The sequence below is a fragment of the Opitutus terrae PB90-1 genome (genome assembly GCF_000019965.1).
GTDB lineage: Bacteria > Verrucomicrobiota > Verrucomicrobiia > Opitutales > Opitutaceae > Opitutus > Opitutus terrae.
The window spans coordinates 1028102-1048808 of the sequence record NC_010571.1; the positions used below are offsets into that span (position 1 = coordinate 1028102).

At 66.2% G+C, this 20707-nt stretch carries 12 protein-coding genes; 7 read left to right on the plus strand and 5 right to left on the minus strand.

What is annotated here, in order from left to right; all coding sequences use genetic code 11:
- Window positions 1–94 precede the first annotated feature (94 nt).
- Together OTER_RS04250 and OTER_RS04255 are read left to right on the plus strand one after the other, a co-directional pair.
- Window positions 95–1138: a DUF481 domain-containing protein gene (locus tag OTER_RS04250; protein WP_012373668.1), complete on the plus strand. Its 1044-nt coding sequence runs from the start codon at window positions 95–97 to the stop codon at window positions 1136–1138.
- 200 nt (window positions 1139–1338) lie between these two features.
- Entirely contained in the window at window positions 1339–4374 is a 3036-nt protein-coding gene (locus OTER_RS04255; RefSeq protein WP_012373669.1) for an FAD-binding and (Fe-S)-binding domain-containing protein, read from the plus strand.
- A 69-nt stretch (window positions 4375–4443) separates the two neighbouring features.
- Here the strand turns inward: OTER_RS04255 and OTER_RS04260 are convergent, their stop codons facing one another.
- Both OTER_RS04260 and OTER_RS04265 read right to left on the minus strand, forming a co-directional pair.
- Complete coding sequence (locus OTER_RS04260) at window positions 4444–4719, minus strand: hypothetical protein (protein WP_012373670.1); 276 nt, start codon at window positions 4717–4719, stop codon at window positions 4444–4446.
- 220 nt (window positions 4720–4939) lie between these two features.
- On the minus strand, window positions 4940–7213 hold the full coding sequence (locus tag OTER_RS04265; protein WP_012373671.1) for a cytochrome b/b6 domain-containing protein: 2274 nt from the start codon (window positions 7211–7213) through the stop codon (window positions 4940–4942).
- Between the two features lie 229 nt (window positions 7214–7442).
- Here OTER_RS04265 and OTER_RS04270 point away from each other — a divergent pair, with 229 nt between their 5' ends.
- The gene (locus tag OTER_RS04270; RefSeq protein WP_012373672.1) at window positions 7443–8021 is read left to right on the plus strand and encodes a MarC family protein; all 579 of its coding nucleotides are present in this window, start codon (window positions 7443–7445) and stop codon (window positions 8019–8021) included.
- Between the two features lie 84 nt (window positions 8022–8105).
- Here OTER_RS04270 and OTER_RS04275 read toward each other — a convergent pair whose 3' ends face one another.
- Entirely contained in the window at window positions 8106–9347 is a 1242-nt protein-coding gene (locus OTER_RS04275; RefSeq protein WP_012373673.1) for a M20 family metallopeptidase, read from the minus strand.
- Between the two features lie 128 nt (window positions 9348–9475).
- On the opposite strand from OTER_RS04275, the gene pdxH reads away from it, so the two are divergent.
- The 4 genes from pdxH to OTER_RS04295 all read left to right on the plus strand — a co-directional run bounded on the left by pdxH (window position 9476) and on the right by OTER_RS04295 (window position 13571).
- A complete protein-coding gene (pdxH, locus tag OTER_RS04280) occupies window positions 9476–10114 on the plus strand; it encodes a pyridoxamine 5'-phosphate oxidase (RefSeq protein WP_044891557.1) in 639 nt (212 codons plus the stop codon).
- Complete coding sequence (locus tag OTER_RS04285) at window positions 10111–11667, plus strand: ATP-binding protein (RefSeq protein ID WP_012373675.1); 1557 nt, start codon at window positions 10111–10113, stop codon at window positions 11665–11667. The genes pdxH and OTER_RS04285 overlap by 4 nt, the downstream gene beginning before the upstream one ends.
- 112 nt (window positions 11668–11779) lie before the next feature.
- Entirely contained in the window at window positions 11780–12724 is a 945-nt protein-coding gene (locus tag OTER_RS04290) for an SDR family oxidoreductase (protein WP_012373676.1), read from the plus strand.
- A 64-nt stretch (window positions 12725–12788) separates the two neighbouring features.
- Window positions 12789–13571 (plus strand): lipoate--protein ligase family protein, encoded by a 783-nt coding sequence (locus OTER_RS04295; RefSeq protein WP_237702439.1) that lies wholly within the window; start codon window positions 12789–12791, stop codon window positions 13569–13571.
- 36 nt (window positions 13572–13607) lie between these two features.
- Here OTER_RS04295 and OTER_RS04300 read toward each other — a convergent pair whose 3' ends face one another.
- Both OTER_RS04300 and OTER_RS04305 read right to left on the minus strand, forming a co-directional pair.
- The gene (locus OTER_RS04300; RefSeq protein ID WP_012373678.1) at window positions 13608–17138 is read right to left on the minus strand and encodes an immunoglobulin I-set domain-containing protein; all 3531 of its coding nucleotides are present in this window, start codon (window positions 17136–17138) and stop codon (window positions 13608–13610) included.
- A 30-nt stretch (window positions 17139–17168) separates the two neighbouring features.
- Window positions 17169–20699, minus strand: a complete 3531-nt coding sequence (locus tag OTER_RS04305; RefSeq protein ID WP_012373679.1) for a methyl-accepting chemotaxis protein — start codon at window positions 20697–20699, stop codon at window positions 17169–17171.
- Window positions 20700–20707 lie beyond the last annotated feature (8 nt).

The window sequence follows — 20707 nt, forward strand, 5'->3', positions numbered from 1 at the left end:
GCAATCCCGCGTCCGCGGCGTTGTCGAGCAGCGGGTGCAGGGAACCGGCGTAACCGTCTGCGGACAATGCTCAACCATTGAGTTATCGCCGCCCATGAAACCTTCCCTTCGTTTGCGCCGGATTCTGTCCGTTGCGGCCGCTTTCGGCCTGTTGCCCGCCGTCCTTTCCGCGGACGTCGTTGAAACCAAAAATGGTGCCCGCATCGTCGGCACCGTCGTGAAGATCGACGACGGAGCCGTGCTGGTGAAAACCGACTACGCGGGCGATCTCGCGATCAAGCAGAGTGAGGTGACGGGGATTACCACGGACCAGCCGGTGTCGGTGCGTCTCGCGAGCGGCACGGTGCTGAGCGGGACCGTCACGAGCGAGGGCAGCGCGCTGCGAATCACCGGCGCCGATGGCCAGCTGACCACGAGTGTCGACAAGGTCGCCGCCACGTGGCAGGCCGGGGACGAGGATCCGCAAACGGCCGCGCTTCGCCGGCACTGGACCTATGAGGCGGCAGTGGACATCACCGGCAAGACCGGCAACAAGGAGCAGATCGGCACGGCGGTGAGCGCGCGCGCGGTGCTGAAGACGCCGCAGGACACGCTGCAGTTCTACACCGCGTATGACCGGCAGGTAGCCGACGGCCAGAAAGCGGCCGATCAGTTCAAGGCGGGCGTCGATTACCAGAACAATTTCGCCGGGCGCAAATCGTGGTATGTGCGCGACGAAGGCGGATTCGATCGCGTGAAGGACATCGATCTCTACAACATCGCCGCGTTCGGCCTGGGCTACGATTTCATCAAGGAGCCGAAGCACACGCTGACAGGTCGCGCGGGTATTTCCTACCGGTATGAAGGCTATGGCGACCCGGTGGCAGAGGACGTCAGCAGCGCCGGTCTCGATCTCGGCGTCAATCACGAGTGGGAGTTCACGAATTCCAAGCTGGTGAACCGGGTGGCCTTCGTGCCGACGTTCGAGGATTTCGGCAACTACCGGCTGACGCACGAGTCCTTCTACGAAATCCCGCTGGCCGCGCCGGAGTGGAAGCTGCGGATCGGCGTCAGCAACGATTACAACAGCCAGCCGGGCCCCGGCGTGGAGCGGCTCGACACCGCATATTTCACCCGGCTGGTGCTGAACTGGCAGTGAGGCGGTCTCACGCCGCCCGCTGCAGCGGCGGGCGGCTGGTAGCACTTTGAGGGAGAAGCCGGCAAAGGTACGGCACCTCCCTGGCGGCAGCGAAATGCCACCCGACCCGCGAGCTGTTCGGGTAGGCTCACCTCCGGCGCGACCAGCAACGATGCGTTTTCCGCTTTGAACACGGGGCTGCGGTGGCGCATTCGTGACGCGTGCCCTCCCCTGCCGATTTTGCCCGACTGGCGCGCGAGTTTGCCGGCGAACTGCACACCGGCCGGACGATGCGGCTGCTCTACGCGACGGACGCATCGGAGTATCAGGAACTGCCGGCGGCAGTGGCGTTGCCGCGGACCGACGCGGATGTGCGCGCGCTCGTCCGTTTTGCGAACGAGCATCGGCTCGGGCTGATCCCGCGCGCAGCGGGCACGTCACTCGCGGGCCAGGTGGTGGGCAGCGGCATCGTTGTCGACCTCGGCCGGCACTTTAGCCGGATCGTCGCGATCGACGCCGCGGGGCGGCGTGCGCGGGTGCAGCCGGGCGTCGTGCGCAACGAATTGAATCTCGCGCTCCATCCGCACGGGCTGCTGTTCGGTCCCGAGACCTCGACGGCGAGCCGCGCGATGATCGGCGGCATGGTCGGCAACAACTCCTGCGGCTCCAACTCGCTCGTCTACGGTTCGGTCCGCGATCACCTCGTGAGCGCGCGGGGATTTCTGAGCGATGGCAGCGAGGTGACGTTCGGTCCGCTCACCCCGGTCGAGTTTGCGGCGAAATGCGCCGCGCCCGACTCGCTCGAAACGCGGATCTACCGTCGCGTGGGGGAACTCCTCGGTAGGGCGAAAAACCGCCGGCTGATTCGGGAGCATTTTCCAAAGGCGGAAGTGGTGCGGCGCAATACCGGTTACGCGCTGGATGCGCTGGCGGACTGCGCGGTGTTCGATCCGGCGTCGCCGCGGCCGTTCAACCTGTGCCGGCTGCTCGCGGGGTCCGAGGGCACGCTGTTTCTCGGCGTGGAGTTCGAGCTGGATTGCGATCCGCTGCCGCCGCCCGGTGCGCTGATGTGCGCGCACTTTGCGAGCGTGCAGGAAGCGTTGCGGGCGATGTTGCATGCGTTGCGGCACCGGCCGAGCGCGGCGGAGCTCATCGACCGTCACGTGCTCGAGTGCACGAAGGAAAATCTCGAGCAGGCACGCAACCGCTTCTTCGTGCAGGGTGACCCCGGCGCGATCCTCGTCGTGGAAATCCGGCGCGACACGCGCGCGGACATCGAAGCGGAGCTGGCGGGGTTGGAAAGTGAGCTGTGCGCGGCGGGGCTCGGCTACGCGTTTCCCGTGCTATGGGGTGACGACGTGCAGCGAGTCTGGGAGCTGCGGCGCGCCGGACAGGGCATCATGAGCAACGTCGCCGGCGACGCCAAGCCGCGCGAGAACGTCGAGGACACGGCCGTGGCGCCGGCCGATCTGCCGGACTATCTGCGTGAGTTCGACGAGTTGCTGCGCGGGAAGTATGGACTCGACTGTGTTTACTACGGGCACGCTGGCGCAGGCGAGGTACACACGCGGCCGCTGTTCAACCTGAAGACGCCGGAGGGCGTGAAGCTTTTCCGCAGCGTGGCGGCGGACGTGGCGGCGCTGGTGAAGAAGTATCGTGGCTCGCTTAGCGGCGAGCACGGCGACGGCCGGTTGCGTGGGGAATTCGTGCGGTTCATGGTCGGCGACGACTGCTATGCGCTGATGCGCGAAGTGAAGGCGGTGTTCGATCCCGCGGGCGTGCTGAACCCGGGCAAGATCATCGATGCGCCGCCGATGGACACGTCGCTGCGCCACGGCCCCGGCGAGCCGGCGCCAGAGTATGAAACGATCTTCGACTTCAGCGCCGCGGGCGGCGTGCTGCGCGCGGCGGAGAAATGCAACGGCTCGGCCGATTGCCGGAAGTCGCACCTGATGGGCGGCACGATGTGTCCCAGCTACATGGCGACGCGCAACGAACGCGATACGACCCGGGCGCGCGCGAATATGCTACGGCACATGCTTACGCATCCGCGCGATCCAGCGCAGCCGTGGGACAGCGACGAGATTGCCGAGGTGATGGAGCTCTGCATTTCCTGCAAGGGCTGCAAATCGGAGTGCCCGTCAAACGTGGACCTCACGCGGTTGAAGGCGGAGTGGCAGCAACACTACCACGATGCGCGGGGCGTGAAGTGGCGAACGCGGCTCGTCGCGAATTTTTCCCGGATCATGCGGCTGGCGGCGTTCGCGCCGGGATTGCACAACACGCTTGTGACGCAGCCGGTGCTCAGTCGCTGGCTCAAGCGATTGGTCGGCTTTGCGCCGGAGCGCAGCCTCCCCGAGCTGCCGCCGATGACGCTGCGGCACTGGTATGCGCGGAATCTCCCTCATCCTTCCGAGGATCGACGACGTGAGTCGTCCGCTACTTCGCCCGCGCTCGAACGAAAAAGTGTAACAGGTGTCACAAAGTTTCGCGGGGTCGAGGCGAGGCGAAGCGTGGGTGGTTCCGGGCGGCGGGTTTGGCTGTTTTGCGACGAGTTCACGAATTACCAGGACGCGGCGATCGGAATAAAGGCCGTGCAGGTGCTGCGTCGGCTCGGCTACGAAGTCGTCATCCCCGATCACGTGGACAGCGGGCGCGCGCAGTTTTCAAAGGGCTTCGTCCGCGCGGCGCGCCAGCTGGCGATCCGCAACGTCGAGCTTCTCGCGCCGCTCGTGAGCGCCGACAGCCCGCTGATCGGGATCGAGCCGTCAGCCATCCTCGGTTTTCGCGACGAGTATCCGGACCTCGTGCCGGCGGCGCTGCGCGAGGCGGCAAAGCGACTGGCGCGGCATGCGTTGCTCTTCGAGGAGTTCATCGCGCGCGAGGCCGAGGCGGGCCGGATTGCGTGCGAGGCGTTCACCACCGCGGCGCGCACGGTCCTGCTGCACGTGCACTGTCATCAAAAGGCGCTTTCGTCCCTCACGCCGGCGATGGCTGCGCTGCAGTTGCCGGCGAACTATCGCGTGCGGACGATTCCGTCCGGCTGTTGCGGCATGGCGGGCGCGTTCGGTTATGAGCAGGAACACTTCGCGCTCTCGCAGCAGATCGGCGAGCTCGTGCTGTTTCCCGCGGTGCGCGCCGCCGCGTCCGACACGATCATCGCGGCCGCCGGCACGAGCTGCCGGCATCAAATCCGGGATGGCACCGGGCGCCACGCGCTGCACCCGGCGGAAATCCTCTTCGACGCGCTGGCCTGAGCGCAGACAAAGGGCGCAGCAGGCTGCGCCCCGATGACTCCGTGGCGGCCGGGCCGCTGCACGCGCGCGCTACGCTTCGATGCGGCGGCAAGGCGTGGGTTCCTCGTCGGCCTTGCCTTCGTAGGCGTGCACCGAGCACGCCGAGTCGCTCCAGAGCGGCAGGTTGTGGCGCCGCCATTCACGTGTCTCCGTAATGTCGCGACACACCTCCGCGTCGGCGCAGGCGAGCATGAGGCGGTTGAGGGCGGCATAGGCGATGTCTTCAGCCGAAACTTTCAACGAGCTGGCAAACCGATCCACGGCATCGCGCTCCGCCTGTTCCAGATGTAGTTTGATCGCGCTCATAAAATCCTCCTTTCGGAAGGGGGTTCGGGGTTACCTCAAAGGTATCGGTCCGCTCCGCTCGGACAAGAGGTGAAACCTCGGTAAATGCCGGGCCCGACGCGCTGCGGCGGCTTTATGACACAAAGTCGGCGCGAGGCACAGGCGAGTCGGCGATGCGACCGCTGCCGGTCGCGGCGGGGTCAGGAGACCCCGCCCAACCAGCGAGCAGATGCGGTGCGGATCAGGACGCCGCGGGTGGCGGCGGATTTTCCGGCGGCGTTGCGGGAGAATTCTTCTGCGCGGCTTCGGCCGCCTTGAGGTCGGCGAGTTGGAGCGGATGCTCCTCGAGCAGCTCCTCCTCGGACATCCGGCCGGTGAGCCAGGCGAGGTTCATCGGATAAACGTCCGGGTTGAAGATCACGAAGTAGAAATGCCAGACAATGATCGCCAGCGTCGCGAGGATCGCCTCGTAGAAGTGAATCGCGCGCGAGACGTCGAAGCCGAGCTTGGTGATCAGGCCCATCGAAGTGTTATCGAACCACAGGATCATGCCGGTCACGCCCATCAGCAGGGTGCCCCAGACGAGCGCCCAATACTCGGCTTTCTCGATGTAGCTGAACCGTGGGAACTCCGGCTTCGTCGGGCTTAGTCCGAGATTGTAGCGCAGCACCTTCCAGGGATCGGTGACGTCGCGCCAGCGCGGCAGCAGATCGCGGAGGAGCGAACGGCCCGCGGGCGACAACGCGAGATAACCCACGTGCCACACGCCGGCGACCAGCATCACCACGCCGGCGATCCGATGAATCAGGCTGCGCCACTCGAAGGCGCGCGCGCTGAGGTTGCGGATGCCCACGACCCACCACGCTTCGGGATAGCGCAGCATGAAGCCGGTGACCACCAGCAGGACGAAGCTGATGACGAGCGCGCCGTGCTGAAACCGTTCGTGGGCCGTCATGCGCAGATAGAGCCGGTGCGCGACGTGCTCGGGCTCGATGAGCCCTTTCTGGATCGCGAGCTTGCGCCGGATCTTTTTGAAGAAGTCGAGCAGGTTGTGCAGCGCCATGCCGCCGACGATCAGCACGATCATCCACACGTAGATGGTTGCGACCCAGTAGAGCACGCGGGCGTTAGCGTCGTTCGCATCGGCGGTCTGGGGACTGACGTGCACGGCGCCGACGGCGAAGCGCTTGTTTGCGCCGGGGTGACACTCGCCGCAGGTGCGCGCGAGATTGGACTTGTGAATCGTCGAGGTCGGATCGAGCGAGGACTTGATCGCGTGCGCGCTGTGACAGCTGGCACAGTTCACCACCTCGACGGCGCCACCACGCGCAGCCAAGCCGTGGTAACTGTCGGAGAACGTCTGGAAGGTTTGGGACGAGAGCCCGTATTTCTGCGTGAGCCGGAGTGAGTCATGGCAGCTGGCGCAGACCTGCTGGGCGACATTGCTCGCGTGCACCGGCGAGGTCGGATCCTTGTGGCCGCGGATGTCGTGTTCGCCATGGCAGTCGGTGCAGACGGCGGAGTCGGCGTTGCCCTTGCGCAAGGCGGCGGCGTGCACGCTCGAATCGAAATCGCGCGCCTGCTCCTCGTGGCACTTGGCGCAGGTGGCCGACTGGTGCTGTTTGTTCATCCGCGCGCCGGTAGTGATCGCGCGATTCATCTCGTGCGCGCCGTGGCAGTCGACGCAGGTGGCGGCTTCCTGTTTGCCAGCGTGGAGCGCGGCACCGTGCACGCTCTGGTCGAAGGACGCCACGAACTTCGTCTGCCGGAGCACCTGGCTGGCGACATCGGGTTTCTCGACGTGGCACGATTCGCAGAGCTTGGCTTGGGCGAGTTTTTGTTCCGCGATGGATGCCGGTTCCTTCGCGGCGATCAGCGGATCCTTGTGGCAAGTGAGACAGTTGAGCGGCGGGTTGGCGTTGCCGGCGGGCCGGGCGTGCGCCGAGGCGACGAAGTGGTCGCGGGCCTGCGCGTGGCACTGACCGCAGCCTTCGGTCAGCCGGGGCTTCGACATCGCGAAGTCGCGCGACTTCACGCGCTGCACCTCGTGCGTGCCGTGGCATTCCGTGCACGACGTGTCCTTGCCCTCGGGGCGCGGGTCCAGCTGCAGCCGCGAGTGAAACTTGTGCTTCGGCGCGGTATCGTCGTGGCAGGAGAAGCAATCCACCGCGACGCGCTGCTTGCGATGCGGTGAGGCCTCGCCGTCGATGCCCTCGTGGCAGTCGACGCATTCGAGCGAACCGTGGACCGAGGCGCCGACTTTGTCCGCGGAAACAAAGAGGGAAACCTTGGTGCCGTCGGGCCGGCGTTCGGTGAGCGTTTCGTCGGAGTGGCACTCGAGGCAGCTGGCGCTCGACTGCGGGGCGGGTTCGTCCGCGGCCGCAAGCCGGCCGGTACCGCCCGCGAGAGCGAGCGTGAGGCCGAAGGCGAGACGAAATGCAGCAGTCTTGGGCAGAGCCGCTGCGCCGCGGGGGTAGACGGCAGCTGGCGCCCGATCAGGGGATGATCGAACCATGCTGGGATTCTTCGGGCGACCGCAAAGGGAGTAAAGGGCGTCGCTCGAAAGGGCTCCGCAAATAACCGCCGGTTATCCATTGGATAATGGGCCATGCTGTCGCGGGGTGGACCGTCGGGTTTTTCTTGCGCGCGTTTGCGGCGGGCGCGGGTGCCTAACCTGCTGCAGTAGCGCAAGCCGCGAGGGTCGCGCCCTTGCTTTCACGCCGGGCGCTGCGCACAGTGGCGCCATGCGAGAGTTTGCCGGTCAATTTCTTCAAGCCTTCATCCCCTTGTTCGTCGCCATCGATCCGATCGGGTTGGCGGCGATCTTTCTCGCGCTGGGCACGGGCGTTCCGCTGGAACAGCGGCGGCGGATCGCGCGGCAGGCGGCCTGGACCGGTGGCGGCGTGGCGCTGCTGTTCCTGTTGCTGGGGCAGACGATTTTCGGCGCGCTGGGCATCACCGCGAGCGACTTCCAAATCGCGGGTGGTCTGATCCTATTCATCATCGCGGCGCGCGACATCATGCATTCGGCGGCCGAGGCGCCGGCGAAGCTCGCTGACGATTTCGGCGTGGTGCCGCTCGGGATGCCGCTGATCGCCGGTCCGGCGTCGATTACCACGCTGATCCTGCTGGCGCAGACGGTCGGCGTGTGGATTTCGCTGGCGGCGCTGGCGGTGAATCTCGTGCTGATCGTGCTGGCGTTCGCTTACAGCGACAAGCTGGGCCGGCTGATCGGCGCGACCGGGATGCGGGCGATTTCGAAAATCATCTCGCTCCTGCTCGCCGCGATCGCGGTGAACATGATCCGGCAGGGCGTGGCGTAGCCGGCGCCACGCTGCGGTCCCTCACGATGGTTCGGCACGCCTGCACGCGTTGACGGCAACGCATGCCACCCGCTGATGGTGCGATCAGCCGGCGAAATTCGTCAGCAGATCGGCGTAAATCTTGGCGGTGTTCAGCAAGTCGCGCACCGACGCGCGCTCGTCGACCGCGTGATAGTTCTTGCCACCGGGTCCGTAGCCGATCGTCGGGATCTTCAGGTGATGCACAAAAAAGTGCATGTCGTTGAATCCGGTGGAAACGTGAAACGAGGGTTCCTCCTGGCGCACGCGGCCGACACTGTGGGCCATCGCCGCGAAGAACGGGTGCCTGGGCGAGGTGAAGCACGCGAAGTTCTCCGAGACCTTGGCGATGCTGATTCGGCACTGCGGGATTTTGCGCGCGGCCGCGGCAAGGAACGCCCGCAACTCGCGCTCGGCTTTCGCGTGATCCTCGGTAGCGAGCACCCGCCGGTCGATCGAGAACCGCGCCTCGGCGGGCACGGTGTTGATCTTCCCGCCCGGACCGGCGGAGAAGACGCCACCCACGTTGATCGTCGCGCGCATCATCCGCCCCTCCGGCGTGACGAACGTGCGGCGGGCGAGCGTGCGTTTGTAGGATTCGAGGGCGAGCACCAGCGCAGACATTTTCTCGAACGCGTTGATGCCATCCTCGGGTTGCGAGCCGTGCGCGGCGCGGCCCTGGACGGTGACCTCGAGCCAGACCACGCCGTTGTGGCCGCAGCCGATGTGGCCGCCTTCCCCACCCTCCATCACGATCGCGTAATCGGGCTTGATCGGTGCGTGGCGCACCAGCCAGCCGGCGCCGAGCTCGGAATCGGTTTCCTCGTCGGCGGTGAAGGACACCTCCACATTCATTGCGGGCCGAGTGCCCGTCGCCCGCAGCGCGCGCAACGCGAGCAGCAAGCTGGCCATCGAACCTTTCATGTCCGATGTGCCGCGGCCATAAATCCAACCGCGCTCAACCTTCCCGCTGAACGGATCGCCGTGCCGCCACGCGCCCGAGACGGGCACGACATCGTAGTGCGCGTTGAAATGGAGTGTCTTCCGCGCGCCGGGCGTGCGCAGCTTGCCGAGTACGTTGAACCGCGGAAATGAGTGCTGCTCCGGTGGCAGGAACCGGCGCATCAACGCCGGCGGAACCCGGAACCGGCGCGCGGTCAGCCCGGCGGCGTCGAGCTCGGCCGTGAGCAGTGCGGTGATCGTGTCATAGTTTTCCCCGGGTGGATTGACCGTGCGGACGGCCACCAGCCGGCGCAGCGTTGCAAGCAACCGCTCGCTCTGCTGATCGATGTAGGTGGAAAGGGCCATGTGTTGGAACAACGGATAACGCCCCGGCGATGCAGGACAAAGCTAAACGGTCCGCCGGCGTGGTCACCCGTGGCGGCGACAGTTGACTTTTGACACCCGCGCGCGCGCGGCCCATGGTCGCGGCACACATGTCCCTGGCTGATTTGCGCAAAGACTACTGTCTCGCCGGCCTCGCCGAGAAGGATCTCTCGCGCGATCCGTTCCGGCAGTTTGAGAAATGGTTCCAGGAGGCGGAGGCGGCGAAAACCATTGAACCGAACGCGATGACCCTGTGCACCGCGACGCGCGAGGGCCGGCCGTCGGCGCGCACGGTGTTGCTCAAGGGCGTGGACGGCCGCGGATTCGTTTTCTTCACCAACTACAGCAGTCGCAAGGGCCGCGAGCTCGAGCTGAGCCCGTACGTGAGCCTCGTCTTTCCGTGGCTGGCGCTGGAGCGGCAGGTGATCGTCGAAGGCACCGCGACGAAAGTATCGCGCGAAGAATCGGAGGCGTATTTTCACAGCCGGCCGCTGCCGAGCCAGTTGTCAGCCTGGGCGTCGCCACAAAGTTCGATCGTCTCGGGGCGGCGGGCCCTCGACGAGGCGATGAAGGAGGTCGAGCGAAAATACGCCGGCCAAGTCGTGCCAGTGCCGCCGCATTGGGGCGGTTACCGCGTGAATCCCGAGACGGTGGAATTCTGGCAGGGGCGGCGCAGTCGCTTGCATGACCGCCTGCGTTATCGGCGCGAGAGCGACGGTGGCTGGGTGATCGAACGGCTGGCGCCGTGAAGACCGCGCGGCGCAAGCGGGCCCCCGCGGCCAAACCCGTCCCGCAAGCATTGCTCGCGGCCGCGCTCGCCGCGCAGACCGACGGCGTGGTGCTGTCGCGCATCTGTGCGCCGCCCGTCCGGCTGAAGATTCTCTTCGCCAACGATGCGTTCTGCACCATGACGGGCCGCACCCGAGCGGAGTTGGGAGAACATCCGCAATGGATGCTGCACGTGGACGGCAGCGATTTCGATCAAGTGGAGCGATGGTTCCGCCGCGCGAAGGCGGGCCGCGGCTGTGCGGGCGAAGGCTATCTGCTGCACAAGGACGGCAGCACGTTTTACGCGGCGTGGCAGTTCAGCGCGGTGTTCGATCGGCGCGGTCGCCCGAGCCATTTGATCGCCACGTATCGCGACACCACCGAAAAGCGCCGGCTGCAGGAATCGCTGGTGCAAACGCAGCGACTCGAGGCGGTAGGCCGGCTGGCCGGCGGCGTGGCGCACGATTTCAACAACCTGCTATCGGTGATCAACGGCTACTGCGAGATGCTCGCGGCGCAGGTGTCCGATCGCCCGCAGGCGCTGCGCGAGGTGAGCGAGATCCATCGCGCCGGATTGCGCGCCGCAGGACTCACGCGGCAGCTGCTCGCGTTTGGGCGGCGGCAGCCGATGGATCCGCGCGTGATCAACCTGAACCGGCTGGTGCAGGAACACGCACAGATCATGAGCCGGTTAATCGGCAACGCGGGTCAGCTCGAGCTCGAGCTCGCGGAAAACATCGGCCGGGTGCGCGCGGACCCGTCGCAGTTCCAGCAGGTATTGCTCAACCTGGTGATCAACGCGCGCGACGCATTGCGGGATCGCGGCCGGATCACGATCAGCACGAGCAATCGCGAGATCAAGCCGGGCTTGAACCGGCGCAGTTCCGACACTCCACCTGGGCGCTACGTCTGCCTGACCGTGACCGACAACGGCACCGGCATCGACGCGGAAACACAGAAGCATCTTTTCGAACCGTTTTTCACGACCAAGCCCGAGGGCAAGGGCACCGGGCTCGGGCTCGCGCTGGTTTACGGCGTGGTCCAGCAGAGCGGCGGAACCATTCAGGTGCGGAGCGCGTTGCTGGCGGGTTCGACGTTTGAAATCCTGCTGCCGGAGGTGCGCGAGGCGGAGGACGACACTGCGCCGGCGAAGGCCACGCCGCTGCCGGCCACGCGCGGGCACGAAACGCTGCTCCTGGTGGAAGAGGACGAGCTCGTGCGCAAGATGATCGCCGGGATGCTGAATGCCGACGGCTATCGCGTGCTGGCGGTGCGCGACACCGCCGAGGCGCTTACCGCCAGCCGGGCTGCGGAGCGTCCAGTGCAGCTGCTGATCGCGAGTCCTGACGCGGACGGCCAGGCGCTCGCACACGAGCTCCACGCGCGATCGTCGGCGCTCCGAATGCTGTGTGTGGGGACGTTCGATACACTCAGGCCCGTGGGCTGGCTGGAGGCGAAGCGGCAGGCCACGATCGAGAAGCCCTTCGCGCTCAGCGAAGTCCTGCGTCACGTGCGCGCGTTGCTCGACGCGTGAAATGGCGAACACCGGCCTTGACGTCTGGCGACGCGACGCGCTCGTCGCTTCGTTCGAGAAAAACGCCACGAGGGCGTCGCGCTCCCACGGATAGCTCTGCTCCTGCTTCGCCGTGAGAATTCTCCTTACAGGCGCGTCCGGATTGGTGGGCTCGGCGTTCGCGCGGATCGCGGCGGCGTCGGGACAGGAAGTTGTTGGCGTGGTGGGACGATTCGGGGGTGAGTTGCCCGGGCTCGCGCGGCGCTGCATGTTGGATTTGACCGATGCAGCCGCGACGACGCGCGCGGTCGAGGCCGAGACACCGGAGGTCATCGTGAATGCGGCGGCGATCTCGGAGCCCGCAGTGTGCGAGCTCGACGGGGTGCGGTCCGAGGCGATGAACGTCGCGCTGCCCGCGCTGCTGGCGCGACTGGCGGTTCGGCTTGGGGCGCGGTTCCTGCATATTTCCTCGGAGCAGGTGTTTGATGGCGAGCGCAGTGAACCGTATTCGATCACGGACCCGCCGCGACCGATCAACCGCTACGGCCGGCAAAAACTCGCGAGTGAGCACGCGGTGCGGGAGATCGCGGGAGCGTCGGCGGCGATCGTGCGAGCGCCGCTGCTGATGGGCGACAGCGCGGGCGGCAAACGCGCGCTGCACGAACGGCTGCTGGCCGATTGGGCGGCAGGCCGGACGGCGCGGCTTTATATCGACGAGTTGCGGCAGCCGTGCACGGCGGAGAATCTCGCGCGGGTGCTCCTCGAGCTGGCGGCCCGCGCCGAACTCACCGGCGTGTTTCACTGGGCGGGCGCCGACCTACTCTCACGGCATGCGCTCGGACTTCGCGTACGCGAGCGTTTCGAATTAACTGACGCGGTGGCGCCGATCGTGGCGACCCGTCGTGCAGAAACGCCTGTAATCGCACGGGAGCGGCAGGCCTCCCTGGCGCTGGATTTGGAGCCGTTGGCCAGCCGGTTGGCGACGCGACCGCAGTCAATCGAGGAGCAGCTCGCGACGCTGCGAGTGCCGGGGCCGCTGCAGGCGTGGTATCGCACCGCGCGAGTAGGAAACATGTGAGCCGGGCCGCGAACGCAGAAGTGCAGCCTTGGCATCGCGCGCGGGCTGATTTGCGCTGGCGGTGGTGAAACCGACTTTGGAGATTCTGCCGGCGCGGACCGGCGGTGCGGCCGAAAACATGGCGCTCGATTTCCTGCTGCTGCAGCGGTATCCGCGCGCAACTGCGCCGCGCTTCCGACACTACAGCTGGCGGGCGCCCGCGTTCACGTTCGGCTACAGCCAGAAGATCGCTTTCGTCCGCAGCGTGCTCCCTGCGGGCGAGACGTTCGAGCTGTGCCGCCGGCCGACGGGCGGCGGCGTGGTGGATCATCGCGACGACTGGACGTTCGCGCTGGTGATTCCCCGCGGACATCCGCTCGAGGAGGTGCGCGCGATTGAAAGCTATCGCGCGATCCACGAGAGCCTCGCCGAGGCGCTGCGGCGGCAGGGAGTGCCGGCCGCGACGAAGAACACCGAGGTGGAGCGCGTTGTCCCCAACGCACTCGTGCGAGATGCCACAGCTTCTGAGCCAATCGAAGCGGCCACGAACGCCAGCACGACCGCCGGACCCGGCGTGTGCTTCGAGCGAGCCGAATTGTTCGATGTGATTCATGAAGCCAGCGGCAGGAAGATCGCCGGCGCCGCGCAGAAGCGGAACAAGCACGGGCTGCTGTTCCAAGGCTCGTTGTGGCGGCCGGCGCTGGGACAGCCGCTCGACGATGAGCAGCTGCTGCAGGATTTCACCGAATTGCTGGCCCGCGCGCTCGCGCTGCCGGCGGAATCGGTGCCCTGGCCCGAGCTGAACGAGGACGAAGTGAGCGGTCTGACGGAGCAATACAGCTCCCCCGAATGGATCGAGTGGCGCTGAGCCGGCCGACCGGCGCCGCTGGAGACCGCGAACTCGTTAGGGCGAGGGGTTGCTCACGATGCGGTCGGTCACGTCTTCGCCATCGTGTACCAGCCGCGCGCGGTTGTGCTGCGCGGGCAGCAACACGTTGTGAGACGTGGTTCCTGCCACGAACCGGACCGAACGCACGCCACCGGTGACGATGACGGCGCGGCCATTGGCCTGCTCGAGATTGCCGCCGGTGATCGCCGTGTCGAAAGAGGAACCGAGCGTCAGTACCGGCGTGGCGTCGTCGTGCGCGTCGATGTCGCCGACGAATACCGAGCCGACGAAAGCGACTTCGGGCGCATGGATTCCCGTAAAACCCCGGGTGCCGAAGAAGCTGACGTTGCCGGCGCGCACGCTTCCGAAGAACGTGTTGCGGCTGAGAATGGCGAGGTAGGCGATGTCGGCGACACCGTCGTACTCGGTCGTGGGCTTGAACAGGCCTTGGTTCACCGCGGTGAGCGAACCGACGCTCAAGATCGTCACGTCGGTCGTTTCATCCGCATCGGTGATGACGATCGCCGCGTGGCCCTTCATGTAGGCGACGTCCGGCTGGTTGTAGCGCGAAGCGACAGCGGGGCCTGATTCGCCCGTAAGCACCACGGTCAGCGTGCCCGCGCCGGAAAACTCCACCTGTACGATGTCGTCGTTCAAATCCACGAACGAGATGCGGCTGACCTGCCCGGGATCGGCGGTGATGCTCGCCACGCGCCCGCGCAGCAGCAGCTGGTCGTACGTATTGCCGTTCGGGTGCCGGATGTCGGGGCCTATCTCCTGCGCATCGCCGAAAAGTTTCAACCCGAGGAGCCCCAGTTTCGGCCCGACGATCACGGTCGGACTCGAGCGAACGCCGGTGTCGTTCGTCGCGGTCACGTGGTACAAGCCCGTGTCGGACAGACCGCCCGGGATCGTCAACGCGCTCGTCACACGATCGTGGCTGGGCGTCAGCGTCACCGGATGCACGGTATCGGCCAGCCCGTCGTGGTACCACGTCAACGCAGGCAGCGGATTGCCCGAGCCGATCCCGTAAAGGGTACTGAGTTGGCCTGGCAAAAACGACAAATTCGACGGCGCGTACTCGCCGAGGAATGCTGGCGCGGCCGGCGTGGTCGTAACGGCGAGCGCGATCGGCGCGGAGGTCACCGCTCCGTGCGCATTCGTGATCGTCACGGTGTAGTCGCCCGCGTCGGCTGGCCCGGTCGCAGCAACGGTGTACGACGCCTCGGTCGCGCCGACGATGGGGACGCCGTTCTTGCTCCATTGATAGGTGACGGGCAGAAGTCCGCCCGCAGTGACCGCCAGCGTGGCGCGGCCTCCCACCGAGAGCGCGCCCGAGGCGGAATTCGTGGAGGCAAGCACCTTGGGCACGGGATCGACGCTCGGGCTGGTCGGCTCCGTCCGCTGCAGCTGCACGAGGGTCTGATAGCCCGCGTTGTGATCGAGCGCCGTCAGCCGGCCATTCGCGCTCACCTCCACCGCCACGGGAAAATGCGAGTGCGGTATGTCCGCGCGCACGCGCGTCTCGGCCGGCGCGCCCACCGCGCGCAGCGCGTCGTACAGCACGCCGCCGACCTCGCGGGTGTGAAAGCGATCGGTTGGCCACACGTCCCCACCCTCGTAACGATACTCACCGCGGCCGTTCTGGTCGTAGCGCACAAACGACAGCGTGTAAGGGATCGGACTGCCCCGCCGCGAACCGATCACCACGACGCCGCCATCCGGCAGCGGCACGAGCGCCCGCATGATGTCGGGCAGCGCAATCTCGCGGATCTCGAACCCGGCGTCCTGCAGCCCGTCAGGCTTGTAACGATAGACGGTAAGCACCGGATCCTCCGGGATGCTCGGCGCGCGTGCGACGGCGAACACGGCGCCTTCGGGCGCGACAGCGAACACGCCGCGCCCGTCGCTGTCGTCGGTGTTTGAGGGCACGACCACGGGAGTGTAGGTGGGGTCCGGATTGCCATCCGGATCGAACCGGTCGAGCCGGTACATCGTAGTCGTAGCGGTGAGGGCGTGCAGTCGATAGATTCGGCCGGCCGCGTCGACCTGGACTTCGCCGGTAGCCAGTGGGAAGCCAGCGTCCAGCGAGCCGTCGGCGTTGAACCGCCGCAGGGGACCCGCTTCGCCGCCGGGAGCGAACGTGGCGAGCACCTTGCCGGCGGGTTGCACGACCAGTGAGACCACGCTCGAGCCGTTTTGCGCGGGCGCAAACGTCGGGTCGAGCGAGCCGTCCGCATTCAGCCGCACGAACCCGTTGCTGACCTGCGTGCCGTTAACATGGTCGACGTCGCCGGCGATCACGAGCTTGCCGTCGGGCTGCCGCGCGAACGCGGTGATCCGTGCCTGCGCGCGGACCACCGGCTGGTAAGCAGCGTCGATGGTGCCGTCGGCGAGCACGTGCGTGATCCAGTGATCCGCCGCCGCACGGGCATGGGTCAGCGGCGAGGCGAAGTAGAACGTGCCATCGGCCGCGAGCACGGGCATCGTGACACTGACCTCCGTGATGAGAGCGAAGCTGCTGTCGATCGTGCCGTCGGGATTCAGTCGCTTCACGCCGGGCGCAGGTCCGTCATACGCGTGGTAGATGATCTTCCCGTCGCTTTGTTGCGGACCGAAAATTACCTGTTCGCCGAGCACCGCCGAATGGAAGCTCGGATCGTGGGAGCCATCGGCATTCACGCGCAGGATGCCGCGCGGCAGCCCGGGGCCGAGGATCGAGGTATTGGCATAGCTCACCAACATCCGACCATCGCTCTGCGGGTAGACACGTTGCGGATCTGCGTGGTCGGGGAACGGTACCGCGTTGGCGTTGAGCGTCGGGTCCACGGTTCCGTCCGCGAGCAGCCGCGCGAGCCCGTGGAGATTCGCAGCGCCGAGATTCACAAACGAGCCCGCCACCATGAACCGGCCGTCAGCGAGCACCGTCACGCTGAAGTGCTCCCACTCGCCCGCGAGACTCGTTTCCTGAAACGGTGACGTGAACGAACTCGAGACCGTGCCGTCGGCGTTCAGCACGCACAGCCGGGTCTGCCGGAGGCCGTCGACGGTGAGAAAATTGCCCGTCAGGAGGATGCGGTCGCCGGCCTGCAGCTGGGCGCTGATCGCGATCGTTCCCGGGTCAAAGATGGGGGAATGAAACGTGGCGTCGCTCGAACCGTCGGGCCTGAGCCGCACCAGCGTACTGGCGGCGGTCGTGCCTTCCGTGCGCGTGTGCCAGACAAGCACCCGACCATCAGCGTAAGCGACGAGTGGCCAGTGAATCCCGTCCGGCGCCAACACAAAGGAGTCGTCCACCGATCCGTCGGCGTTCAGCCGCGTCAGTCCGGAAGGACGCAGCACACCGTTGAGGTAGGTTGTGACCGGGTCCTGCGAGACGATGAGCTTGCCGCTCGGCGTGGCGAGCAACTGCACGGACCGCGGCCGGGTGGAGCTTTCGAGCACCGCAGTGAACGCGGGATCGGTCTCCCAGTACTCCGCCCGGGCCGGGGCCAGCCCCAACGCCAGCAACACCACCACCAGGACCATGCGGCTCCGGGAGTTCATCGCTCGATCTCTTTCAGTAATACGACAGCTTCAGGGCGAGGGGTTCACCACAATCTGATCGGTGACGTCCACGCCGTCCTGTTCGAGCCGGGCGTGGTTGCGCTGCGCCGGCAGCAGCGTGCCCTGCGAGGTGGTGCCATCCACGAACCGCAGGCGCGTCAGCCCGCTCACCCGCACGGCGCGACCACCAGGCTGCTCCAGGTCGCCACCGCAGATGAGCGTCTCGCCGTCGGCTCCCCCCAGCAGGAGAACAGGTGTTGCCGTGAAGTCCTCGATGTTACCGAGGTAGACTGGACCAGTGAAACGAACTCCGGGTGCATAAACACCCGTGAAGCCCCGCGCGTCGAAGAAGTTCACGTTGGCGCAGCGGAGACTGCCAAATTTCCCGCTCCGGCTGAGAACCGCAACGAAAGCGATGTCCGCCACGCCGTCATACGTGACGTCGCTTCGGAACAGCGACTGATTGTACGCGTTGGCACGTCCCACGCTGAAAACGGAGAGGTTCGTCGTCTCGTCTGCTCCGGTCACCACAATCCCGGCGTGGCAGCGTACGTAGCTGACGCCTGGCTGCACATAGTATTCGGGTGCCCGCGGCGCGTTTGCGTCCCGAATACTTGGGACTAGCGACACGGTGCCCGCGCCGGAAAGCTCCACTTGCACGATATCGTGATCCAGATCGACGAACGAGAGCCGGGTGACCTGCCCGGGATCCGCGGTGAACGCCGCCGCAGGGCCGCGCAGCAGCAGCTGGTCGATGGTGCGGCCACTCGGATGCAGCGTGTCGGGTCCGACCTCGGTCGCATCGCCGACGAGTTTTCTGGTCGAGGCTAGTCCCACCAACATCGGCGACGAGGTAACGGTGCCATGGTCGTTAGTCGCGACGATGGTGTAGAGGCCCGTGTCCGCCGGGTCGGCTTTGATGTAGATGTCGCGTTGTCGGCTGGTGGGACCCAGATCGTAGTCTTCGATCGGCGGTACGAAATAGTTCACGACCGGAGCAGGGACGATCCGTCCGTTATGCTCCCAGTGCACCGTTGGCACCGGGTTGCCGGTTGCGGTGGCGATGAAGGAACGGGCGTCGGTCGTGAGGACCAGCTCTGCGGGCGGTTGCGGGGAAGGCACGCGAGCCGGTGGCAGCACATCGTAATCGACCACGGTCACCGTCGGTGCGGCGGGCGTGGTGTTGTAGGTGACGCCGGCCGGCGCTGAAGTGGCAGAGCCGTAGGCGTTGGTCGCAGTAACCGTGTAGCTCCCCGCACCCGCCGCCGACGTCGTCACCTTGAAGTGACTGGCCGTGGCGCCGGCGATCGGCACGCCGTCTTTGTGCCATTGCAGCGTTTGCGGAAGCGCACCGCCACTGCTCGCATAGAGCACCATCTCGCCGCCCATGTTCAGCACACCACCGTCTGGGATTGAAGGCTCCGGCACGGCGTCGAACGTGGGCGTGCCTGCGGAAGTCTTCGTGTAGATCGAGAATCCGTCGACGTTCGTCACGAGTTTCCCATCTGCACCCACATCGAGCTTCAAGGCCGAAGATTCGAGCCGCAGTTCGATCGCGTGGTGACTCTGCGCGGCCGCTCCCGACTCGCGCAGGAGATCGTGAACCACGCCCGCGACCTCGAGACCGTGAGCTGGCAGCAGCGGCGACGGATTCGCGCCGAGTGGCTCGCCGTAGAACAGAAAATCCACCGCGCCCACGGCGGTGTAGCGGAAGTAGCTGAGGGTGAACTGGCCGGATTGCGACGTAGCTCCGATCGCCAGCAGCCGACCGTCGGGCAGCGGAACCAGCGCGAGAAGGTTGTCGGGAAGAGGCCTGGCTTCGCTCGAAAAACTCGTGTCGGCCGATCCATCGGCGAGATAGCGCTTCAGCGCGCTTACCGGCGAGTCGCCGGGGGTGCGTTGAGCTGTCACTGCCATGCTGCCGTCGGGCCAAACCGCGAAGATCGAACTGGTCGCCGGCACGGCCGGGAAGGTGGCATCGAGCACCCCGTCCGCGGAGTAGCGAATGATCTGGAATCCACTCGCCGTGGCCTCGGCGGCGTAGATCCGGCCAGTACTGTTGAATGCGATCTGGGAGGCATAGCGCTCCAGCTTGTGGAACGTCGGATCGCGACGGCCGTCGGCATTCAGCCGCACGACTCCCGCGAACCAGTCGCCTGGGAATCCCGGCTGGAACAGTTCGATGATGGGTTTGCCGCTGCTGGGCTGAACCCAGACACGCTCAGCGTATTCGTAGGGAGAGAGTTCGGGCCCAAAGGAAGGGTCGATTGAGCCGTCGGGCCGCAACTCAGCCATCTCCCACGCGACGGGCTGGCCATTCACATGGTCGAAATCCCCGGCGAGAAACAACGTGCCGTCGGACGCGCGTGCGAAGGTACTGATGTCGGCCGGCACCGTCAGGTGCGGCCGGTAACTCTCGTCGATCGTGCCATCGCTGCGGATTCGGGAGATGCGGATTCCCGCCGCCTGTCGCGGCGCCATGAGCGCCGAGGCCACGTAGAACCAGCCGTCGTCTCCCAAGATCGGGCGGACGACGGCGTATGGCGGGGCCTTTTCCGTTGCGACGACGAAGCTCTCGTCGGCTGAACCGTCCACATTCAGCCGGCGTAGCTCACGGCGCGACGTGCCCGTTGGTTCGACCAAATAGAGGAGTTTGCCGTCAGTTTGAAGTGGCCCAAATGACGAGACAGCGCCGAACGGCGGAATAAAAGTCGGGTCGCGCGAGCCGTCGGGGTTGAGCGCCCATAGCGACCCGCTCGCGACGAGCAGGCGTTCACCCGCCTGGAACACGTCGGTGACCGATCCGAGCAGCAGCACTCCCGCGAGGGTGAACGTATCGTCAATGCTGCCGTCAGCAGCCAGCCGGGCGAGATAGCCGAGCCGGTTCGGGCCAAGATCTTTGAAGTCGCCGTAGACGATGATCTTCCCATCCGGGAGGGGCAATGCCGAGACCAGCCATGCAGGTGTGGCGTTGAAGGGCGACTGAAACCCCGCCCACACCGTTCCGTCGGCGTTCAGCACGCAGACCTTGGGCTGCAGAACGCCATTGAGATGAGTGAACGTACCCGAAACGAGGATGCGATCGCCGGACAGCCGGTGCGCGGTTTGCACAAAACCGGCATCCAACGCGATGGTCTCGAAGGTGCTGTCGATTGCGCCGGTCGAGGTGAGCCGCAGAAGCTCATGGCGGATGCTGAGGTCAGTCGACAACGTCGATTGCACCAGCACGCGTCCGTCCGGGTAGGCCAAGACGGCCTTAAGCGGAGCGTCGGCGGGGGCGTTGAACGCTGCATCGACCGATCCGTCGGTGTTCAGCCGCCGAAGGGGCGCGCCCGAGACGAAGAGCATTCCCCCCGGCGCAGCGGCGATGTCCGCCGACTGATACGCGGCGGCGCTCTCGACGACCGGGGTTGGTACTACGCTCCAATACTGCGTGTGCGCTGTGGCAACTAACGACCACAGCCCCACACCCGTGGCGAGCCAACTGCGGCAGCGCCGCCGGGACTGGCGGGGGGCACGCACTCCGATCCCCGAGAGCACGGATCGCCAACCGGAGTTCATGATCCCGG

What these genes read in the sequence shown, in the direction of transcription:
- OTER_RS04250 (WP_012373668.1), top strand. Translation starts at nt 95, where the DNA reads ATGAAACCTTCCCTTCGTTTGCGCCGGATTCTGTCCGTTGCGGCCGCT.
- OTER_RS04270 (WP_012373672.1), top strand. Translation starts at nt 7,443, where the DNA reads ATGCGAGAGTTTGCCGGTCAATTTCTTCAAGCCTTCATCCCCTTGTTC.
- OTER_RS04300 (WP_012373678.1), bottom strand. Translation starts at nt 17,138, where the DNA reads ATGAACTCCCGGAGCCGCATGGTCCTGGTGGTGGTGTTGCTGGCGTTG.
- OTER_RS04265 (WP_012373671.1), bottom strand. Translation starts at nt 7,213, where the DNA reads ATGGTTCGATCATCCCCTGATCGGGCGCCAGCTGCCGTCTACCCCCGC.
- OTER_RS04260 (WP_012373670.1), bottom strand. Translation starts at nt 4,719, where the DNA reads ATGAGCGCGATCAAACTACATCTGGAACAGGCGGAGCGCGATGCCGTG.
- OTER_RS04305 (WP_012373679.1), bottom strand. Translation starts at nt 20,699, where the DNA reads ATGAACTCCGGTTGGCGATCCGTGCTCTCGGGGATCGGAGTGCGTGCC.
- OTER_RS04275 (WP_012373673.1), bottom strand. Translation starts at nt 9,347, where the DNA reads ATGGCCCTTTCCACCTACATCGATCAGCAGAGCGAGCGGTTGCTTGCA.
- pdxH (WP_044891557.1), top strand. Translation starts at nt 9,476, where the DNA reads ATGTCCCTGGCTGATTTGCGCAAAGACTACTGTCTCGCCGGCCTCGCC.